Source organism: Mesorhizobium sp. M0060, assembly GCF_040323155.1.
Classification (GTDB): domain Bacteria; phylum Pseudomonadota; class Alphaproteobacteria; order Rhizobiales; family Rhizobiaceae; genus Mesorhizobium.
In genome coordinates, this window is the sequence record NZ_JAMYUP010000010.1 from 53,636 (window position 1) to 71,527 (window position 17,892).

18 protein-coding genes are annotated in these 17,892 nt (G+C 62.8%); 9 read left to right on the forward strand and 9 right to left on the reverse strand.

Annotated features, from left to right (window positions below; genetic code table 11):
* The first annotated feature begins 268 nt into the window (after positions 1–268).
* The gene (locus NKJ94_RS12440; protein WP_352525317.1) at positions 269–1,312 is read left to right on the forward strand and encodes an aldo/keto reductase; all 1,044 of its coding nucleotides are present in this window, start codon (positions 269–271) and stop codon (positions 1,310–1,312) included.
* Positions 1,313–1,434: 122 nt separating this feature from the next.
* Positions 1,435–1,593 carry a hypothetical protein gene (locus tag NKJ94_RS12445; RefSeq protein ID WP_352525318.1) on the forward strand — a complete coding sequence of 53 codons (159 nt, stop codon included), beginning with the start codon at positions 1,435–1,437 and terminating at the stop codon, positions 1,591–1,593.
* Between the two features lie 51 nt (positions 1,594–1,644).
* On the opposite strand, the gene NKJ94_RS12450 is transcribed toward NKJ94_RS12445, so the two are convergent.
* Together NKJ94_RS12450 and NKJ94_RS12455 are read right to left on the reverse strand one after the other, a co-directional pair.
* Complete coding sequence (locus NKJ94_RS12450) at positions 1,645–1,902, reverse strand: DUF982 domain-containing protein (protein ID WP_023674477.1); 258 nt, start codon at positions 1,900–1,902, stop codon at positions 1,645–1,647.
* A gap of 96 nt (positions 1,903–1,998) precedes the next feature.
* Complete coding sequence (locus NKJ94_RS12455) at positions 1,999–2,661, reverse strand: GntR family transcriptional regulator (RefSeq protein WP_352525319.1); 663 nt, start codon at positions 2,659–2,661, stop codon at positions 1,999–2,001.
* Positions 2,662–2,831: 170 nt separating this feature from the next.
* On the opposite strand from NKJ94_RS12455, the gene NKJ94_RS12460 reads away from it, so the two are divergent.
* Together NKJ94_RS12460 and NKJ94_RS12465 are read left to right on the forward strand one after the other, a co-directional pair.
* A complete protein-coding gene (locus tag NKJ94_RS12460) occupies positions 2,832–4,091 on the forward strand; it encodes a multidrug efflux MFS transporter (protein ID WP_352525321.1) in 1,260 nt (419 codons plus the stop codon).
* A gap of 54 nt (positions 4,092–4,145) precedes the next feature.
* Positions 4,146–4,514, forward strand: a complete 369-nt coding sequence (locus NKJ94_RS12465; protein WP_352525322.1) for a DUF423 domain-containing protein — start codon at positions 4,146–4,148, stop codon at positions 4,512–4,514.
* Positions 4,515–4,596: 82 nt separating this feature from the next.
* On the opposite strand, the gene NKJ94_RS12470 is transcribed toward NKJ94_RS12465, so the two are convergent.
* Positions 4,597–4,740 carry a hypothetical protein gene (locus tag NKJ94_RS12470; RefSeq protein WP_352525323.1) on the reverse strand — a complete coding sequence of 48 codons (144 nt, stop codon included), beginning with the start codon at positions 4,738–4,740 and terminating at the stop codon, positions 4,597–4,599.
* 312 nt (positions 4,741–5,052) lie between these two features.
* Between NKJ94_RS12470 and NKJ94_RS12475 the strand changes: the two genes are divergently transcribed.
* Positions 5,053–6,135, forward strand: coding sequence for a LacI family DNA-binding transcriptional regulator (locus NKJ94_RS12475; RefSeq protein ID WP_352525324.1), 1,083 nt, complete (start codon positions 5,053–5,055; stop codon positions 6,133–6,135).
* Between the two features lie 22 nt (positions 6,136–6,157).
* Here NKJ94_RS12475 and NKJ94_RS12480 read toward each other — a convergent pair whose 3' ends face one another.
* The gene (locus NKJ94_RS12480) at positions 6,158–7,333 is read right to left on the reverse strand and encodes an OpgC family protein (protein WP_352525325.1); all 1,176 of its coding nucleotides are present in this window, start codon (positions 7,331–7,333) and stop codon (positions 6,158–6,160) included.
* A 206-nt stretch (positions 7,334–7,539) separates the two neighbouring features.
* Here NKJ94_RS12480 and NKJ94_RS12485 point away from each other — a divergent pair, with 206 nt between their 5' ends.
* Entirely contained in the window at positions 7,540–8,208 is a 669-nt protein-coding gene (locus NKJ94_RS12485) for an alpha/beta hydrolase (protein ID WP_352525327.1), read from the forward strand.
* Between the two features lie 33 nt (positions 8,209–8,241).
* Here the strand turns inward: NKJ94_RS12485 and NKJ94_RS12490 are convergent, their stop codons facing one another.
* The 3 genes from NKJ94_RS12490 to sthA all read right to left on the reverse strand — a co-directional run bounded on the left by NKJ94_RS12490 (position 8,242) and on the right by sthA (position 11,447).
* A complete protein-coding gene (locus NKJ94_RS12490; RefSeq protein ID WP_352525467.1) occupies positions 8,242–8,625 on the reverse strand; it encodes a VOC family protein in 384 nt (127 codons plus the stop codon).
* Between the two features lie 65 nt (positions 8,626–8,690).
* A complete protein-coding gene (locus NKJ94_RS12495; RefSeq protein WP_352525329.1) occupies positions 8,691–9,899 on the reverse strand; it encodes an MFS transporter in 1,209 nt (402 codons plus the stop codon).
* A 159-nt stretch (positions 9,900–10,058) separates the two neighbouring features.
* Positions 10,059–11,447, reverse strand: coding sequence for a Si-specific NAD(P)(+) transhydrogenase (gene sthA / locus NKJ94_RS12500; RefSeq protein WP_352525331.1), 1,389 nt, complete (start codon positions 11,445–11,447; stop codon positions 10,059–10,061).
* A gap of 212 nt (positions 11,448–11,659) precedes the next feature.
* On the opposite strand from sthA, the gene NKJ94_RS12505 reads away from it, so the two are divergent.
* The 3 genes from NKJ94_RS12505 (at position 11,660) to NKJ94_RS12515 (ending at position 14,052) form a co-directional block, all read left to right on the forward strand.
* The gene (locus NKJ94_RS12505) at positions 11,660–12,130 is read left to right on the forward strand and encodes an RDD family protein (protein WP_352525332.1); all 471 of its coding nucleotides are present in this window, start codon (positions 11,660–11,662) and stop codon (positions 12,128–12,130) included.
* A gap of 136 nt (positions 12,131–12,266) precedes the next feature.
* Positions 12,267–13,031, forward strand: a complete 765-nt coding sequence (locus NKJ94_RS12510) for an arginyltransferase (RefSeq protein ID WP_352525334.1) — start codon at positions 12,267–12,269, stop codon at positions 13,029–13,031.
* Between the two features lie 124 nt (positions 13,032–13,155).
* Positions 13,156–14,052: a DMT family transporter gene (locus NKJ94_RS12515; protein ID WP_352525335.1), complete on the forward strand. Its 897-nt coding sequence runs from the start codon at positions 13,156–13,158 to the stop codon at positions 14,050–14,052.
* Here NKJ94_RS12515 and NKJ94_RS12520 read toward each other — a convergent pair.
* Entirely contained in the window at positions 14,040–15,260 is a 1,221-nt protein-coding gene (locus NKJ94_RS12520) for an AI-2E family transporter (RefSeq protein WP_352525336.1), read from the reverse strand. The two genes, NKJ94_RS12515 and NKJ94_RS12520, sit on opposite strands and share 13 nt — an antisense overlap.
* A gap of 250 nt (positions 15,261–15,510) precedes the next feature.
* Positions 15,511–17,763, reverse strand: coding sequence for a DNA topoisomerase IV subunit A (parC, locus tag NKJ94_RS12525; protein ID WP_352525337.1), 2,253 nt, complete (start codon positions 17,761–17,763; stop codon positions 15,511–15,513).
* Positions 17,764–17,892 lie beyond the last annotated feature (129 nt).

Consider the following 17,892-nt stretch of genomic DNA (forward strand, 5'->3'; position numbering starts at 1 on the left):
TGCGCCGCTCCGCTTACAGCCGCCAGACGCTCTGCCGCCCGGCCGGGCGGCCGGAAAACAAAGCGCCGAACCGAAATTACTATAGGCCGGCAATGACGGTTTTATTGCAGCCCACCCTGCGCCGGCTGCGCGTCCAATCCGCAAGATGTGATCGATCTTGCCCCTGCAGCATGGGAGACAAGCGGCACGAATTGTCCTACAAATGCCCGGTTCATTCAGGGCTGACGCTTGAAGCGCGGCCTTTTCCAATAAATCGTGAGGATACGACATGGAATACCGCACTCTCGGCCATTCCGGGCTGAAGGTCTCGACGCTGACCATGGGCACCATGACCTTCGGCGGCGGCGGCGCGTTTTCGGCGGTCGGCAAGACCGATCTCGACGAGGCGCGCCGGATGATCGACCTTTGCATCGACACCGGCATCAATGTCATCGACACCGCCAACGTCTATTCGAACGGGCTGTCGGAAGAGATCATCGGCGAGGCGCTCGGCGGCAAGCGCAAAGGCGACGTGCTGATCGCCTCCAAGGCGCGCATGCGGATCGGCAAAGGCCCTAATGATGAAGGCCTGTCGCGCTACCATCTGATCCGCGAATGCGAGAGGAGCCTGAAGCGGCTCAGAACCGATGTCATCGACATCTATTTCCTGCACGAGTGGGATGGCCTGACACCACTCGAGGAAACCATTGCCGCGCTAGACACTCTGGTCACGCAGGGCAAGGTTCGCTACGTCGGCTGTTCCAATTATTCGGGCTGGCAAGTAATGAAGGGACTCGGCATCGCCGACCGTCAGCACCAGCCGCGCTTCGTTACCCAGCAAATCCATTACACGCTGGAAGCGCGCGAAGCCGAGTATGAATTGTTGCCGATCTCGGTCGACCAGGGGCTCGGTGTGCTGGTCTGGAGCCCGCTCGCCGGCGGATTGCTGTCCGGCAAATACCGCCGCGACCAGCCGACCGCCCGCCAGCTCAGCGGCTGGTCGGAACCGCCGATCCGCGACGAGGACCGGCTGTGGCGGATCGTCGATGTGCTGATCGACGTCGGCAACAACCATGGCGTGTCGGCGGCGCAGGTGGCGCTTGCCTGGCTGCTCGGCCGGCCCGCTGTCAGCTCGCTGGTGATCGGCGGACGAACCGAAGCGCATTTCAAGGACAATATCGCTGCTGCAAGCCTGGTGCTTGCCGATGAGGAGCGCACACGCCTCGACGCGGTCAGCAGGCCACCCGTGCTCTATCCCTACTGGCACCAGCAGTTCACGGCGAAGGACCGGTTCGGTCCGGCCGATCTGGTTCTCGACCGGGACGGCGCCTGAAAAACGGGCTGAAGCCGGACTCCCGGAACTGCGCTGAGATATGGAGCCGATCGTGCCCTGCGGTGTTGTATTTGTGGCTCAATGCTCCTAGGCAAGGGCCAAGCACAATGAAAGGAAACGATATGGCGCGAGCACCGAACTACGGTCAGGAACGCAAGGAACGCGACCGGCAGAAGGCTGCCAAGAAGGCGGAAAAGCAGGCTGCCAAAGTCGCGGCCAAGGAACGGTCGACGCCCGAGGACGAAAGCGAGTCCCAAACCAAAACCGAAACGGCAGAGTGATGAGATCCGGCCCGCCAGGCGGGCCGGATCTCGGTCAAGTCCCGCTATGCCTTAGGCGGGCGCCTTGTCGCTGACGAAGACGTTCACTTCGCGGGCGGCGGCAATGAAGGCCCGTCTTGCGTTCATGGCCGGCTTGTCGCCGGCCAGCGCATCGTGACAGGCCTGCAGCGCTTCGCGATGCTTGGGGCTGCGCTTGCCGGGCCAATTGTTGAGGAGGTAGTCGGAAGCCTCGCGAGCCGTACGCAAGAGCTGGTTGCTTCCCGCCGCGCCCTTGACGGTCACGGGTGTGTCAAATCGATTGTTTTCCATCGCCGCTCTTACGCCATCAGCATTTGCGAAGCGAGACCGAAAGTAGCTTTCTTCGCTCATCTGCCTTTTTCGTGATCAATGGCCGCGGATCCGGACTCAGGCGACGACGGCAAATCCCCTGGCGCGCAGGCCGCGCCGGTCGTTGCGCAGCGACGTTACCAGCCGGTCGCGGCTGCCGACGATATGGGCTGAAAGCAGGCGGGCAGCCCCATCGGCATCGCCTGCCCGCACCGCCGATAGGATGGCATGGTGTTCTGCCCAGGCACGGCCAAGTGCCGCCTCGTCGCGAACCTCGAGCCATCGGGCGCGCGACAGCCGCGTCATCGCGTCGCGAACCGCCCTGAACAGGAACTCGTTGCCAGACAGGCGTGCCAGCTCGATATGAAAATCCATGCCGACGCGATGCCATTCCTCGCGCGGCGTCTTGTCGTCGCAAGAATCGAGCATCGCCTCGATGATTTCGACGGCACTCCTATCCTGCAAGGCACAAGTCAGCCTGAGTGCCGCGACCTCGACCGCCTCGCGGTAGACCGCGATCTGCTCCAGCTCAGCAAGATTGATGGGCGAGACCGTCCAGCCGCGGCCGTCGCGGCAGACCAGGCCTTCGGTCTCTAATCGCAGCAATGCCGCCCTGACCGGCGTGCGCGAGGCGCCGAAGCGGCTTTCGATCCAGCGCTCCGTCAGCCGCTCGCCGGGACCGATCTCGAGCCCGAGGATCATCTCGCGAAGCTGCTTTTCGACGTTCTGCATCTGCGACATTGGCGTTCCGTTTGCTGGAGCCGGTTCGTCGGCCCTCTTGTTCACCGGCCACTGTTGGCGATCACATTGCAGGGACCGCATTGACAGCGGCCAGCCTTGCGTTCATGACGGATACCAGTTTGGTATACCAAAGTGGTATCCGCAGCAAGCTAACGATAGCAGTATCTGATATGCCCCAAGACGCCACCCTCGCCGTGCAAGACACCCACAACATCCACTGGCGCCGCAATCTCGCCGTTTGCTTTGCCGGCTCGTTCAGCACGCTCGTGGCGATGACGCTGCTGTTGCCCTTCCTGCCGCTCTACGTCGAGCAGCTGGGCGCCGAGGGCCATGCGGCGATCGTGCAGTGGTCGGGCATCGCCTACGGCGCCACCTTCTTTGCTGCCGCGCTGGTCGCACCCCTGTGGGGGCGGCTAGGCGACCGCTACGGCCGCAAATTGATGCTGGTGCGTGCCAGTTTCGGCATGGCGCTGTGCATGTCGCTGACCGGCATGGTGCAGACCGTCTGGCAATTGGTGTTCTTGCGCCTACTGATCGGCTTTGCTGGCGGCTATTCTTCAGGCTCGACCATCCTGGTTGCCATGCAGACGCCGAAGGATCGCTCCGGCTGGGCGCTGGGCGTGCTGTCGGCCGGCATCACGGCCGGTGCCCTGGTCGGCCCGTTGCTCGGCGGCGCGCTGCCGCCGCTGATTGGGATCCGCGCCACATTCCTGCTCGCCGGCGGCGTCATTTTCCTGGCGTTTCTGGCAACCACCTTGCTGATCAAGGAGGCCCCTCGCCTGGTTGCCGCCAAGGCCGCGTCAGAAGAAAAAGCGAAAGGCGGCTGGTCGCAGATTCCCGACAAGCGCCCCGTCGTCGCCATGCTGGCGACCGGCATGCTGTTGAGTTTCGCCACCATGTCGATCGAGCCGATCATCACGGTTTACGTCCAGCAGCTCATCGAAGATCAGAGTCGCGTCACGCTGGTCTCCGGCATCGTCATGTCGGCGGCAGCGCTTGGCGCCATCCTGTCGGCTTCGCGGCTCGGCAAGCTCGCCGACCGTATCGGCCACTGGAACGTCATCGTTGCCGCACTCGCAGTCTCGGGGCTACTGTTGATCCCGCAGGCCTTCGTCACGCAGGGCTGGCAGCTCGTCGGCCTGCGTTTCCTGATGGGCCTGGCGCTTGGCGGTCTTTTGCCCTGCATCACCAGCGTCATCCGCCACAATGTGCCGGACGGCGTCGGCGGCAATGTGCTGGGCTTATCGATCTCGGCGCAATATGTCGGGCAGGTCGCCGGGCCGCTGCTCGGCGGCTTCGTCGGCGGCCATTTCGGCATGCGCGCGGTGTTTCTCGGCACGTCCGTGCTGATGGCGGGCGGAGCGGCCTATAATTGGCTGGTGCAGTCACGCCGCGAACGCGACATGCTGGCGGAAGCCGGCAAATCCTGACACGGTTCGCAAGCACTATCTCAGGCGGTCGCCAGGAATCACGGAGGCGTGGAAATGAGCATGGCCGAACACACGGCAGGCAGCAGCATTCTTGTTTTTGCCGGCGGACTGTGCGGCGCAACCGGCGTGGCGCTTTCGGCGGCGGCGGCGCATCTCGGCGGCGCTTTCGTCGGTACGGCCGCGTCCTTCCTGCTCATGCATGCACCAGTCTTCCTTGCCGTCGGGCTGCTCGGTGGAAATAGCATCCTGCGAACCGGAAGCCTCATCCTTCTCATCGGGCTTCTGCTGTTCTCGGGAGATCTCCTCGCCCGGGACTTCCTTGGCTCGCGGCTGTTCCCGATGTCGGCGCCGATCGGCGGCACCGTGCTCATCGGCGGCTGGCTGGTGATGGCAGCCTCGGCGCTCGTACGCCCGCGCCCTTGACGCGGCAGCCAATGGCGGCTGCTGCTCTTCGCCAGCGGCCCTCGATCCACTGGCTCAGTCTTGCGGGCTCTGTCTTGCCAACTCAGTCTTGCCGACGTTCGGGCCGGAGTTGACCATCGCGCTTGGTCGCCTTGACTACACGCCGCCGTTCCGGCCGCTCAGTGGCCGGCGAAATGCCCCAATAATTGCGATAGATGTCTTCGAACAGATGGTTGATCGGGTGCATGACTTCATCTCCTCTTGCTTATTTGAATCGATCCAATCAGCAGGCACAAAAATACTTTGCAGATCAGCTCCGCTTGCGTCCCACCAGGAAACGCAGGTCGCGAATCCACGGACCGGTCCTGTCTCGCCGCTTCCGGGCCTCCTGCATGGCACTCTCCTCTTGTATCGATCCAATCTGGGGACGAAAAACGCTCTTGGATCGATTCAAAGAATACGCGTCGCACCATAAATGTCAAGCAAAAATTTGAATCGATCCAACGAAAGTGGTAGGTAATCGGCGATACTGTTGGACCGGAGTCCCGGAGACAAACAAATGGCATCACTCACCGAAGGCAGCAGGAGGCCCATCCGGCTGGCGGACATCGCCAAAGCCGCGGGCGTATCACACGGCACCGCCTCCAATGTCTTCAGCCGTCCCGAAATCGTGCGTGAGGAAGTCCGCGCGCGCGTCAAGGCGGCGGCCGAGGCGCTGGGCTATGCCGGCCCCGATCCCAAGGGCCGCCTGCTGCGTGCCGGCAAGGTCAACGCGATCGGCGTCGCCACCACCGAGCCGCTGTCCTATTTCTTCGACGACCCTTTTGCCCGCGTGATGATGGCCGGCATTTCGGAGGCATGCGACGCCACCGGCGCTGGAATAGCCCTCGTGTCGGCCGGCAACGAGGAAAAACTTGCCTGGAACATCCAGAGCGCCCTGGTTGACGGCTTCATCCTGTTTTGCATCGAGGGCGGTCCGCGCCTCGTCGAGCTGACGCGCGAACGCAAGCTCCCCTTCGTCGCGCTCGAGCTCGGCTCGCAGGACGACACGGTCTCCGCGATCGGCGTCGACAATGTTGCCGGCGGCCGGCTCGCGGCGCGCCATCTGGCGGAACTTGGACATCGCCGCTTCGCCGTGCTGTCGCTGGCCTTCGCCGACGACAGCACCGGTCTTGTCTCGCCCGAGCGGGTCCGGACGGCGGTCTATACGGGAACCCGTGACCGCCTCCTCGGCTATCTCGAAGAGCTTTCCCGGTTCGGTGTCGATACCGCCAAAGTGCCGGTCTACGAGACTGAAAACGACGAGGCCAGCACAAAGGCCGGCCTCGAAACCATCTTCGCCTCGGCAGAACCGCCGACCGCCATCCTGGCGATGTCGGACCGGGTCGCGATGGAAGCGTTGGAATGGCTCAACGCGCGGGGCATTGCGGTCCCTCGCGATGTTTCCGTCGTCGGCTTCGACGGCGTGCCTGAAGCCGCAATTTGCGATCCTCCACTTACCACCGTCGCCCAGCCGATCGCCGAGATCGGTCGCCGGGCGGCGCGAAGGATCCTCGACTTCGACGGCACGGTGCGGCGAGAAACGCTCGGCGTCGAACTTGTCGTCAGGGCGTCGTCCGGGCCGCCGCCAGGCACAGGTTGACTGGGCAGATCGGCTCCAAATCTTATCGATTGGCCGCCATGGGACCGATGCCAAAGGATGGACGGACAGGCGACGCCTCGTTGCGGACCGGCTTGCCCTTGCCGGACCAGCCGATAGCGGACAGCCATTCCAGATAGAAGGCGAGCGCGAACTGCATGGCGATGCCGGCGGCGAGCAGCAGACTGTCATAGGCAAAGCCGCCCGGGTTGATCAGCTTCATCACCTGTGCCGCCATGGCAATCACCGTGCCGGCAATGAAAACGGGCAGCGAGCGTTTGCCCAATATGGCGAGCGGATTGTCGCGGCCGGTGCGAAACAGGTTCGAGACGAAAGGCAAGGCGACGACCAGGTAGCTCATCGCCAGGATGTGCAGCAGCCGCGGCAAGGACAGGAACGTCTTGTCGAAACCGGTCAGCACCACCGGCAGGTCGAGCCACGACACATGCCCCCACAACGGGCTGTGCACCCAGACGAGCGCCGTCAGCACATAGGCGGCGGCCGCGCCGACCAGCCAGCGATTGACCGGGATGGTGCCGCCGCGCCGCACATGCAACACGCTGGCCATGCCGATATTGAACAGCAATTGCCATGACAGCGGATTGAGGAACCAGAAACCGGGCTCCGGGTAGTTCGGCGGCGCGATCTGGTAGATTCCGGCGATCAGCCAAAGGGCTGCGGATACGGCAAGCGCCGCCAGTGGCCTGTAGCTGATGAACAGCAGGAAGGCCGGCGCCATCAACAGCAGCGCCGCATAGACCGGCAGTATGTTGTTGTAACCGAGCTGATGGCCGAGCGTGACGATGCCGACCAGGACTTGTGGCGGGTTCCTGACGAGCGGCTCGATGTTGATCAGCGTCAGAAGGTCCGGCCGTTTCGCAAACACAGCCGCCGCGCAGAAAATGGCCATCACCACCATCGTCGTGACGATGTGGGTGACATAGAGCACGCCGGCGCGGCGCCACATTTTCAGCGTTGCAATCAGCCGGTTTCCCGGCTGGAATTTGGTGCCGTAGGCGAGAGCGACGGACATGCCGGAGATCAGCACGAAGGCCTCGGCCGCATCTGAAAACCCGAAATTCTTGTAGGTCAGGGTTTCGAACACGGTGCCCGGCACGTGGTCGACGAATATGGTCAGGAGGGCGAGAGCCCGGAACACATCAATACGCGTATCGCGTTCCGGCGAAACTGGCATGGTCATCGATAAAAGGCCTTAAAGCTGGTTGTTCATGCCCGGCAATGCGACCACCCCGGCGCACACTGCTTCGATCCCTCCCGCGGGGATTATATCGGCGAAGAAACGGACTGAAATGCGCCCGGTTCAATCAACTTTCGCGGAGCTTGAAAATATTCCGTTTTGAAGCCGGCAAATTAACGAAAGTAACGCGAAATCAAAAGGATGTGACTATGGCCGAGGAAAGCCTCGAAGACGGTATTTTGCAGGAGAATTCAGGCTTTTTCTACCGGCTCCGTCGACCCGCCAATTTACCCGGGGACTGGCTGTTCCTGTTGCATGGATCGGGTGTCGACGAGACGACCTTGCTGCCGTTTGGTCGGCAAATCGCGCCGCACGCGGCGCTGGTTACGGTCCGTGGCCGCATCCCTCAGGAGGACGGTTTCCGCTGGTTCACGCGAATCACCCCGACGCGATTCGAGCAGGCAAGTATCCGCGCGGAGGCAGATGCGTTTGCAGGCTTCGTCGCCGGCGTCGCGAAGCGCCACAGCCTCGATCTCCGCCGCGCGACCTTTCTCGGCTATTCGAACGGCGCCAATCTGGTTTCAAGCGTCATGCTGCTGCATCCTGGCCTCATCGAGCGCGCTGCATTGCTGCGTCCGATGCCGGTGCTCGACGAGGTGCCGCCGGCCGACCTGTCGAAGGCGCGGGCTCTGATCATCGCCGGCGCCGCCGACCTGATCTACGCGCCCTTCGCACCGGCGCTGGTCGCGCTGCTCAGTTCGCGTGGCGCCAAGGTGGAGGCCCACACCATTGCCTCAGGCCACGAAATCGGCGATCCGGATGCTGAAATCGTCAGGCAGTGGCTGGCGGGTCAGGCAACTGCTGAACGAGCGGATTGAGCGCACGCACAACGCGGGCCCGACCATCGAATGTCAGTGTGCGGCGGGCTGGAACAGCTCGATCACATTGCCGGACGGGTCTTCGAGCAGGGTCTGCGAGCCGCCGACGCCGTTGATGATATCGTTGCAGAAGGCGAGCCCGGCGCCCTTCAGGCGCGCAACCTCTTGCTTCAGATCCGGCACCACCAGCAGGATGCGGTTCCACCCTCTCGGCACCGGCCGGCGGCCATCCGGCATCGCCCGTGCGCCCGAGCTCTCCGGCCCGCTCAGCAGAAGCCGCAGATCGCCGTGCGTGACCGAGCAGAAAGCCGGCCGCGCATCCCGTTCAATGGCAAAGCCCAGATGCTTCACGTAGAAATCGATGGAAGCAGCGACATCGTCGACAATATAGCGAACACTGACGGGCGTCATGATCAGGGACCTTCCGTTTGAGTAGAACGTTTTATCAAAGGCTGCTCATCATCGGCAACGCCCCGGCGGCACTACGACGCCGCCGACACACTATGACCGTTGGTTCGCCAGGGAAGCAGGGCAAGCAGACCAGCACTGCCGACCACGGCGAAGACAGCGCCGTAGATGAACACCGCCTCATGGCTTACACGATCCCAGAGCTGTCCGGCGACAACGCTTGCCGCGAGTTCCAGCAGGCCGACCGTGGTGCTGTACCAGCCGATGCCGCTGGCACGCAGCTCTTGCGGCACGAAGTCCGAGGCGAATGCCTTGCCGACTGAGCGGAAGATGCCTTGATAGAACCCGTAGAAGGCAAAAAGCAGCCCGATCAGATAGATGTTCCGGGTCAAGGCGAAGCCGAGATAGGCGATCAGGAAGATGACGAAGGACGACAGTAACACGCCCTTGCGGCCGAAGCGGTCCGATAGAAAGCCGGCCGGGTAGGAAGTCAGCGCCGCAACGAGATTGAAGCCTGCGTAGATAAGAATGGTTGCCTCCAAAGAGGCACCGATATCCTGTGTTTGCAGAATCAGAAATGCATTGCTCGAATTGCCGATGCCGAAGAGAGCTGTCACCAAGAGATAGGTCCAGTAGGCTTTGGGAAACTGCCGCAGATTGACGTCGATCTTGGCCTTTGCGGCTACGGCCAGTGGCTGCTCGTGCACCAACACCACCATGAGGAAGGCGAGGAGACCGGGAATGAGCGCGAGATAGAAGATCCAGCGGATATCGACTTTGAGCGCGATGAGAAGCAGCACCGCGAGCAGTGGCCCCAGAAACGCTCCCAGATTATCGCCAATGCCTTCGAGGCCGAATGCTTTGCCTCGGTGCTCCTCGGCCACGGACGAAGCAAGGAGCGCGTCGCGCGGAGCGGATCGGAAGCCTGCACCGAGCCGATCCACAAACCGCGCGCCCAGGACCATCGGCCACACCGTGGCCATGCCGATCAGCGGTTTGGCGATAGAGGCCAGAAAATAGCCAATGAGGGCTATCGGTTTCCGCTTCTGAAACCTGTCCGAGAGCCAGCCCGAAAAACCTTGCACGATGTTCTGCGTCGCCTGGGCGATTCCGTCGACCAGACCGACGACGCTCCCGCTTGCGTGCAGAGTCTGTGTTAGGAAGATCGGCAGGATCGGATAAAGCATCTCTGTCGAAATGTCGGCAAACAGGCTCGCCAGCGCCAGAAGCACCGTGTTTCGGGAAATCCAGGCGAAGGTTTTCCTTGGCGCTGCCCCAGTCATTGCTTTGCCCTGTTCGGCAATCCGTTTGGCTGAAACGCAACGGCTACCATGTCGGTTGCAATGCGCCACTGCTGAGTGTCCTGCCCCCATCCGAAGGTCCGCGCAGCAAAACCGATGCCCACTTTTCGCTGACGCGGTCCTTCGATTCGGGATCATCGTCTACGCCCGCCCCATCCTGTTCCAGGCATCCAGCCCGGCGATCTTGTAGGCTTCGGCCAGCGTCGGATAGTTGAAGGTGTTGTTGACGAAAAAGTCGACAGTGCCGCCGAGATTGATGACCGCCTGGCCAATGTGGATGAGTTCGGTCGCGCCCTCGCCGACAATATGGGCGCCGAGCAGACGGCGTGTTTCTATCGAGAACAAAAGCTTCAGGAAGCCAGTGTTGACGCCCATGATGTGGCCGCGCGATGTCTCGCGAAACCGCGCCACGCCGACCTCATAGGCGGCACCACTCTCGCGCACCTGCTCCTCGGACTGGCCGACGGTGGAGATTTCCGGCACGGCGTAGATGCCGTAAGGAAAGGTCTCGGGCGGCGGCGGCAAGGGCACGCCGAACGCGTGGCAGGCAGCCACCCTGCCCTGCTCCATCGAGGTCGAGGCCAAGCTCGGAAAGCCGATGACGTCACCGGCGGCATAGATGTTCGGCGCGCTGGTCTGGAAGGTCTGCGGATCGACCTTGATGCGGCCTCGGGAATCGGCTTCGATGCCGACCGCTTCCAACCCCAGGCTGCCGACATTGCCGGTACGCCCTGCAGCATAAAGCACGATCTCGGAACGTATGGTGCGGCCGTCGGCCAGCGTCACCTCGGCGTAATCGGGTTTCGAGGCGATCTCCTTGACGGCACTGCCCAATCGAATCGTCATGCCGCGGTCGCGCATCTGATGGATGAAGTCATCGACGATCTCGCGGTCGACGAAATCCAACATGGTGTTGCGGGGCTCTACCAGCGTGACCGGCACGTCGAGCGCCGAAAAAATCGTCGCATATTCGACGCCGATAACGCCGGCGCCGATCACCGTCAGCGTGCGCGGCAGGCGGTCGAGTTCCAGCATCTCATCGCTGTCAAAGACACGTGTCTTGTCGAAGGGCACGTCGCGCGGCCGGTGCGGCCGGGTGCCGACCGCGATCAGCGCATGGGCAAAGCCAACCTCGCTGTAGTCGCCGGTGTCGGTGGTCAGGCTGACCTTGTTGGGGCCGAGGAATTTTACCGCGGCGCGCGCGCTCTTGACCGTGTTGCGCATGAACTGGTGCTGCAGCACCTCGACCTCATGGTCGAGCGTCTTGTGCAGGCGCTCGACCAAATCGCCGACCGAAATGTCCTGCTTCACACGGTAGCCGCGTCCATAAAAGCCGCGCTCACGCCAGCCTGAGAGGTTGAGCACCGTCTCGCGCAACGTCTTCGACGGGATGGTGCCGGTATGCACCGACACGCCGCCGAGGCGCCGGCCCCTATCGACCACCAGCACCGACTTGCCGAGCTTGGCCGACTGCACCGCAGCGCGGCGCCCGGAAGGGCCGCTGCCGATGACCAGCATGTCGTAGTCCATGTCGCCCCGTCCCCTCGGCTCGGCACCTTTTGTTGCGCCGCAACAAGCTAACGCTATCCGCGCCATGAATTCAACAAGTCAGACGGCACCAGGCACTCCGTCACTATCTACGCGGCGGCAAAAGGCTCGATCTTGATTCCGCCGCGAACCTTCACCATTTCACCGAGAGGCGGCCCCGTGCATTAACCCGGGTTCGATTACGAGGAAATGACATGAACGCTCGCGTTCTCGACGGCGAAATCATCACCAGCAGGCTCGAAGATGTCCGCGCCTATGACGGCGTGCGCACGCGGCGCATTCTCGCCTTCGTCATCGATTATTTCATCGTGGCGCTGCTCACCATTCCTTTCGCGATCCTGGTGTTCCTGTTCGGGCTGTTGACGCTTGGCCTCGGCTGGATGCTGTTTTCCATTCTCGTGCCGACCGTCGCCATCCTCTACATCTGGAACACGCTCGGCAGTAGAGACCAGGCCACAACCGGCATGAAGATGATGGGCATCCGGCTCGACCGGCTCGACGGCAGCCGCATCGACGGGCTGACCGCCGTCGTGCATTCGGTGCTGTTCTGGGCGGGCAATGTCATCCTTTCGCCGCTGGTCCTGCTGGTGAGCCTGTTTTCCGACCGCAAGCGCACGCTGCACGACCTGTTGCTCGGCACGGTCGTCAGCCGCAGCGGCCGCTGAGCGGCTTTGAAGCGCGGCCGCAGCCTTTGCGCACAAAAGTGAAGACGTCCAATCACCCAGGCCTTCACAATCCTGTTGAATTTTTCGGCATCCGCGCCAAAGGTAGAGCGATTCGCAGGAGTGTTTCCAAGGCTCGATGACGCAGCACCCGACCCAGTCGCCACAGTTCTTTCTGACCGCGCCCTCGCCATGTCCCTATCTCGAGGGCCAGTTCGAGCGCAAGGTGTTCACACACCTGGTCGGCGACAAGGCCCCCGAGATGAACGATCTGTTGACGCAAGGCGGTTTCAGGCGGTCGCAGAACATCGCCTACAGGCCGGCTTGTGAGACCTGCCGCGCCTGCGTGTCGGTGCGTATCCTGGCGCAGGAATTCACCGCCAGCCGCAACATGAAACGGGTCATACAGCATAATTCGGATCTGGTCGGCGCCATGCACGACGCCGAACCCTCCACCGAGCAGTATTCGCTGTTCCGCAGCTATCTCGACGCCCGCCACCGCCGTGGCGGCATGTCCGACATGACCGTGCTCGACTACGCCATGATGATCGAGGATACCCATGTCGACACCAAGGTCATCGAATACCGCCGCCGCGGGCCCGACAGTTTCATCACCGGCAAGGGCCAGGGTGAACTGATCGCCGTGGCGCTCACCGATAAGATGGCCGATGGCCTGTCGATGGTCTATTCCTACTTCAACCCGGACTTCGTGGACCGTTCGCTCGGCACCTTCATGATCCTCGACCACATCGCCCGCGCCAGGGCGATGGGCCTGCCCCATGTCTACCTGGGCTACTGGGTCAACGGCTCGCGCAAGATGAATTATAAGATGCGCTTCCAGCCGCAGGAGCATCTCGGCCCGAAAGGCTGGGAACGCTACAATCACGAAGCGGTTTCGCGCTGATTTCCGCTTTCGGTATTCACTCTTAGATTGTTTCGAGGAGGATGCCGCTGGGCTTCCGGCCGATCGGCTGGAAGACCGGGCGGGTCAAATTTTGCGCCTCCAAGCTCATCGCGAGAATTGCGGCATGTCTTCCCACAACGACCACCAGAAAGGCCTTCTGATCACCGCCATCGGGGGGTTGACGCTGACTGTCGACATTCCGCTGATCCGGCTCGCCGACGGCGAGGCATGGACGATCCTGCTGTTGCGCACCGGCACAACCTTCGTCGCAACCCTCATTATCTGGGCGGTCTGGCGGTCGCTGAGCACAAACGCACCGCAGCTTATCCCGGGCTGGTCGGGGCTTGTCGTTGCCGCCCTCTACGGGCTCGGCTCGATCGCCTTTATTACCGGCGTCTACAACACCTCGACCGCAAACCTCGTTTTCATCCTGGCCTTCACCACCATGTTCGCGGCCCTTTTGTCGTGGCTGTTCCTGAAGGAGAGGCCACGGCCACTGACGCTTGCAGCGCTGGCATTGATGATCGCCGGCGTCGTGATCATCGTCGGCGATTCCGTCGGAACCGGGCATCTCTTCGGCGACCTGATGGCGCTATGCTCGGCCTTTATGATCGCCGCGGCCATCACCATCTCTCGCGCGAGCGGCAAGGATATGGGTTTCACCGCGCTGATCGGAGTCGTCCTGCCGCTTGCCGTCGCCGCCCTCATGGTCTCCAAGGTTGGTTTCCAGGTCAGCGCACCGTGGTGGATCGTCTTCAACGGCGCCGTCATCATGCCGATCTCGTTCTTCTGCCTCGCCAACGGGCCTAAATACATTTCCGGGCCGGAAGTGGCGATGTTTTATCTGCTCGAAACCGTGCTGGCGCCGGTCTGGGTGTGGATGATCTTCGCCGAAACGCCGTCGCGCAACAGCCTTATCGGTGGCGCGATCCTCATCGTCACTTTGATCGGCCATTCGCTCTGGCAGCTGCACGAGGGGCGCAAGCGCCGCGCCACGCTCGCCGTCAGTCACCCGGCCTGATTCTTTTTCGCGGCGGCGCGGTCGGCGACAATTTCGATCTGCGGCGGTGCGTCATCCTGCTCCGTCGGTTCGGCGGCAGCGAGTTCATCGGTCAGTTCCACCTCGCGCAGCCATTCGCGCCAGATCGCGACCAGCAGGGCCATCAGCACCGGGCCGATGAACAGGCCGAGAAAACCCATCGTTTTGACGCCGCCGATCAGGCCGAAAAAAGTCGGCAGGAAGGGCAGCTTTATCGGGCCACCGACCAGCTTCGGGCGCAATGTCTTGTCGACGATGAAGAGTTCGACCGCGCCCCAGATGAACAGCGCCAGGCCGGCCATCGGCGAGCCGCTGGCGGCGAGATAGATCGAGACCAGCGTAAAGGACAGCGGCGCGCCGCCGGGAATCAGCGCCATGATGCCGGTCAGCGCGCCGAGCGTCACCGGCGACGGCACGCCGGCCAGCCAGTAAGCGATGCCCAGCACCAGTCCTTCGCCGATGGCGATAACGGTCATGCCGGTCACCGTCGACGAGATCGTCGCCGGCACCACGCGTGAGATCCGTTCCCATCTGGCCGGCAGGATGCGTTCGCCGAGGCGGTCGACCTGCCCGGCGAAATGCTCGCCGTCGCGATAGGCAAAGAACAGCGCGATCATCATGAACAGCAGCGTCAGCAAAAGGCCGAAAGCGCTGCCGCCGGCGGCAAGCACGCCGCGATAGATGCTGCCGATATTGGCACCGCTGATCAGCTGGATCAGTTCGCCGATACCGCCGGGATGGCCGAGATTGACCGTCCACTGCTCGTTCAGCCATTCGCCCACTACAGGCAGCGTGGCGATCCAGTGCGGCGTCGGCGCGCCGTAGCGGTTGGTCTCGATCGCCCAGCCGACCCATTCGCGCACCTCGTTGATGGCGTAGGTGCCGGCAAGCGCGATCGGCACTACCAGGAAGGTCAGGATGAAAAGGATCGCAAGCGTCGCGGCGATCGTGCGGTTGCCGCCGACGCCGGCGAGCAGCCGCCGATAGAGCGGCCAGCTGGCGAAAGCGATCACCAGGGCGGCAAGGACCGGGAACAGGAAGCCGTGGAAGAAATAGACGCCGGCGGCGACGATCAGCACCAGGAGCCAGCGCGCCGCCGACAGCGGCGGAATGACGGCGGCCCTGAGCGGCGTCGACAGGCCGAACAGGCGCTGCTGCCGCTCCGGTTTCTGGATTCTGGCTTCTTTCAAGCGCCCAACTCTCCCTGGCCCATCCCATCGCTTATGCACTGATATAGTGCAGCAATCGTGACGACATTCCAAATGGTGACAGGGAAGCTGCTGATCTCCCCCCTCGTGGGGGGATGGCCGGCAGGCCAGAGGGGGTTGCCGCGCGTGAAGCGCCAGCTGCCTCCGTTGGCGATGGGGGTCGCGTCAGGACGTGCCGACCCCCTCTGTCGCCTTCGGCAACATCTCCCCCTCAAGGGGGGAGATTGCAGCCTCACCCGAACTTGCCAGTCCTCGGGAACCCCTTCGGCACCATGCGGCCGGCCGAGGCGCGGGCGCCGATCCATTCGGCAAGCTCGTCACGCGATTTGGTGAAGATGCGGTCTGCCGAATCCTGCCAGGATAGGCCGCTTGCGAACGTGAAGGTCTTGAGGTCGAGGACGCCGCCATCTTTGTATTTCTGCAGGCGCACGCCCTTGCCGCGCCCCATCTCCGGTATCTCGGCCAGCGGGAACACCAGCATCTTCCGGTTCTCGCCGATGATGGCGAGATGGTCGCCGGTGACGATCACGCAGCGCTGGGCCTCGTCGGGCGCCTTGACGTTCATCACCTGCTTGCCCTTGCGGGTGTTGGCCACGACCTCCTCTTCCGGCACGATGAAACCGTTGCCGTCATGCGAAACCAGCAGCAGCTTGCGCTTGGGGTCATGGACGAAGGCGGTGACGATGTCCTGGTCATTGTCCATGTCGACGATGATGCGGATCGGCTCGCCATGGCCGCGCCCACCCGGCAGCCGGTCGGCGCCGATCGTGTAGAACTTGCCGCCGGTGGTGAAGACCAGCACCTTGTCGGTCGTCTGGGCGTGGAAGGCGAGCTTGAGGCTGTCGCCTTCCTTGAAGGTCAGAGTCGAATGGTCGGTCAGATGACCTTTCATGGCCCTCAGCCAGCCCTTTTCCGAAACGACGACGGTGACCGGCTCGCGCTCGATCATGGCATGGGCGATATCGGTCAGGTCATGTTCGGGTGCATCTGCGAACTCGGTCCGGCGCTTGCCGATCTCGGTCTCGGGCCCGTATTTCTGGCGAACGTTGGCGACTTCCCACTTGATCGTCGCCCACTGTTTGGCATCGGATGCGAGCAGCGCCTCGATTTGCTTCTTCTCGCCGCTCAGGCCGTTGAATTCCTCGCGGATCTCGAATTCCTCGAGCTTGCGCAGCGCCCTCAGCCGCATATTGAGGATGGCCTCGGCCTGGGTGTCGGTGAGCGACCAGCGGGCCATCATCACTTGCTTGGGCTCGTCCTCCTCGCGGATGATCCTGATCACCTCGTCGATGTTGAGGTAGGCGATCAGGTAGCCGGCGAGGATCTCCAGCCGCCTCTCGATTTCGCCGAGGCGGTGCTTGGAGCGGCGGATCAAGACGTCGCGGCGGTGCTCCAGCCACTCCTTGAGCACGCCCTTCAGCGACAGCACGTTCGGCACCTTGCCGCGCGACAGCACGTTCATGTTGAGCGGAAAGCGGCTTTCGAGCTCGGTCAGCTTGAACAGCGATTCCATCATGATGCCGGGATCGACCGAGCGGCTCTTCGGCACCAGTACGACGCGGATGTCCTCGGCGCTCTCGTCGCGGACATCCTCGAGCAGCGGCAGCTTGCGCGCCATCAAAAGCTCGGCGATCTTCTCGATCAGCCTGGCCTTCTGGACGCCGTAGGGGATTTCGGTGACGACAATGTTCCAGGTGCCTCTGCCCTGGTCCTCCTGGCTCCATTTCGCTCTGACGCGAAAGCCGCCGCGGCCGGTCTCATAGGCATCGAGGATCGAGGCACGGCTGTCGACGATGATGCCGCCGGTCGGAAAATCCGGCCCCTGCACGAAGTCCATCAGCTTGGTGACGGGCGCATCCGGATGATCGATCAGGTGAAGCGCGGCGTCGCAAAGCTCGGCGGCATTGTGCGGCGGGATCGAGGTCGCCATGCCGACGGCGATACCGGACGAGCCGTTGGCAAGCAGGTTCGGGAAGGCGCCGGGCAGCACGGCCGGCTCCTCGTCTTCCTCGTTGTAGGTCGGGCGGAAATCGACGGCGTCCTCGGTGATGCCTTCCAGCAGCAGCGTCGACACTTCCGTCATGCGCGCTTCGGTGTAGCGCATGGCGGCGGCATTATCGCCGTCGATATTGCCGAAATTGCCTTGCCCGTCGACCAGCGGATAGCGCATCGAAAAATCCTGCGCCAACCGCACCAGTGCGTCATAAATCGATTGGTCGCCGTGCGGATGGAATTTGCCCATCACCTCGCCGACGATGCGGGCGCATTTGGCAAAGCCCTGGTCGGGGTTGAGCCGCAACAGGCGCATGGAATGCATGATGCGGCGATGCACCGGCTTCAGTCCGTCGCGCACGTCGGGCAGCGCCCGGTGCATGATGGTCGACAGCGCGTAGGCGAGATAGCGCTCTTCCAGCGCCTTCTTCAGATCGACCGGCTCGATATTGTCGCCGCCGCCAGTTTCAGGCGGCAAAAGCCTTTTTCCCATCGGCTGGCACTAGCCGAGCGGGTGATTCGCGGCAAGAGGCGCCAGCATACGTCCTCCTATGCAACAGGAATTGGAAGCGTCGCGACGCCGGCCAACATCAATCCGTCTGCTTCTATCGCAAGCCTGATG

Bases quoted from the DNA above. Each gene is read 5' to 3' on its own strand.
- NKJ94_RS12440 (WP_352525317.1), top strand. From the start codon at position 269: ATGGAATACCGCACTCTCGGCCATTCCGGGCTGAAGGTCTCGACGCTG.
- NKJ94_RS12450 (WP_023674477.1), bottom strand. From the start codon at position 1,902: ATGGAAAACAATCGATTTGACACACCCGTGACCGTCAAGGGCGCGGCG.
- NKJ94_RS12510 (WP_352525334.1), top strand. From the start codon at position 12,267: ATGACGCAGCACCCGACCCAGTCGCCACAGTTCTTTCTGACCGCGCCC.
- NKJ94_RS12470 (WP_352525323.1), bottom strand. From the start codon at position 4,740: ATGCACCCGATCAACCATCTGTTCGAAGACATCTATCGCAATTATTGG.
- NKJ94_RS12455 (WP_352525319.1), bottom strand. From the start codon at position 2,661: ATGTCGCAGATGCAGAACGTCGAAAAGCAGCTTCGCGAGATGATCCTC.
- NKJ94_RS12460 (WP_352525321.1), top strand. From the start codon at position 2,832: ATGCCCCAAGACGCCACCCTCGCCGTGCAAGACACCCACAACATCCAC.
- parC (WP_352525337.1), bottom strand. From the start codon at position 17,763: ATGGGAAAAAGGCTTTTGCCGCCTGAAACTGGCGGCGGCGACAATATC.
- NKJ94_RS12495 (WP_352525329.1), bottom strand. From the start codon at position 9,899: ATGACTGGGGCAGCGCCAAGGAAAACCTTCGCCTGGATTTCCCGAAAC.
- sthA (WP_352525331.1), bottom strand. From the start codon at position 11,447: ATGGACTACGACATGCTGGTCATCGGCAGCGGCCCTTCCGGGCGCCGC.
- NKJ94_RS12480 (WP_352525325.1), bottom strand. From the start codon at position 7,333: ATGACCATGCCAGTTTCGCCGGAACGCGATACGCGTATTGATGTGTTC.
- NKJ94_RS12505 (WP_352525332.1), top strand. From the start codon at position 11,660: ATGAACGCTCGCGTTCTCGACGGCGAAATCATCACCAGCAGGCTCGAA.
- NKJ94_RS12485 (WP_352525327.1), top strand. From the start codon at position 7,540: ATGGCCGAGGAAAGCCTCGAAGACGGTATTTTGCAGGAGAATTCAGGC.
- NKJ94_RS12475 (WP_352525324.1), top strand. From the start codon at position 5,053: ATGGCATCACTCACCGAAGGCAGCAGGAGGCCCATCCGGCTGGCGGAC.
- NKJ94_RS12445 (WP_352525318.1), top strand. From the start codon at position 1,435: ATGGCGCGAGCACCGAACTACGGTCAGGAACGCAAGGAACGCGACCGG.
- NKJ94_RS12465 (WP_352525322.1), top strand. From the start codon at position 4,146: ATGAGCATGGCCGAACACACGGCAGGCAGCAGCATTCTTGTTTTTGCC.
- NKJ94_RS12515 (WP_352525335.1), top strand. From the start codon at position 13,156: ATGTCTTCCCACAACGACCACCAGAAAGGCCTTCTGATCACCGCCATC.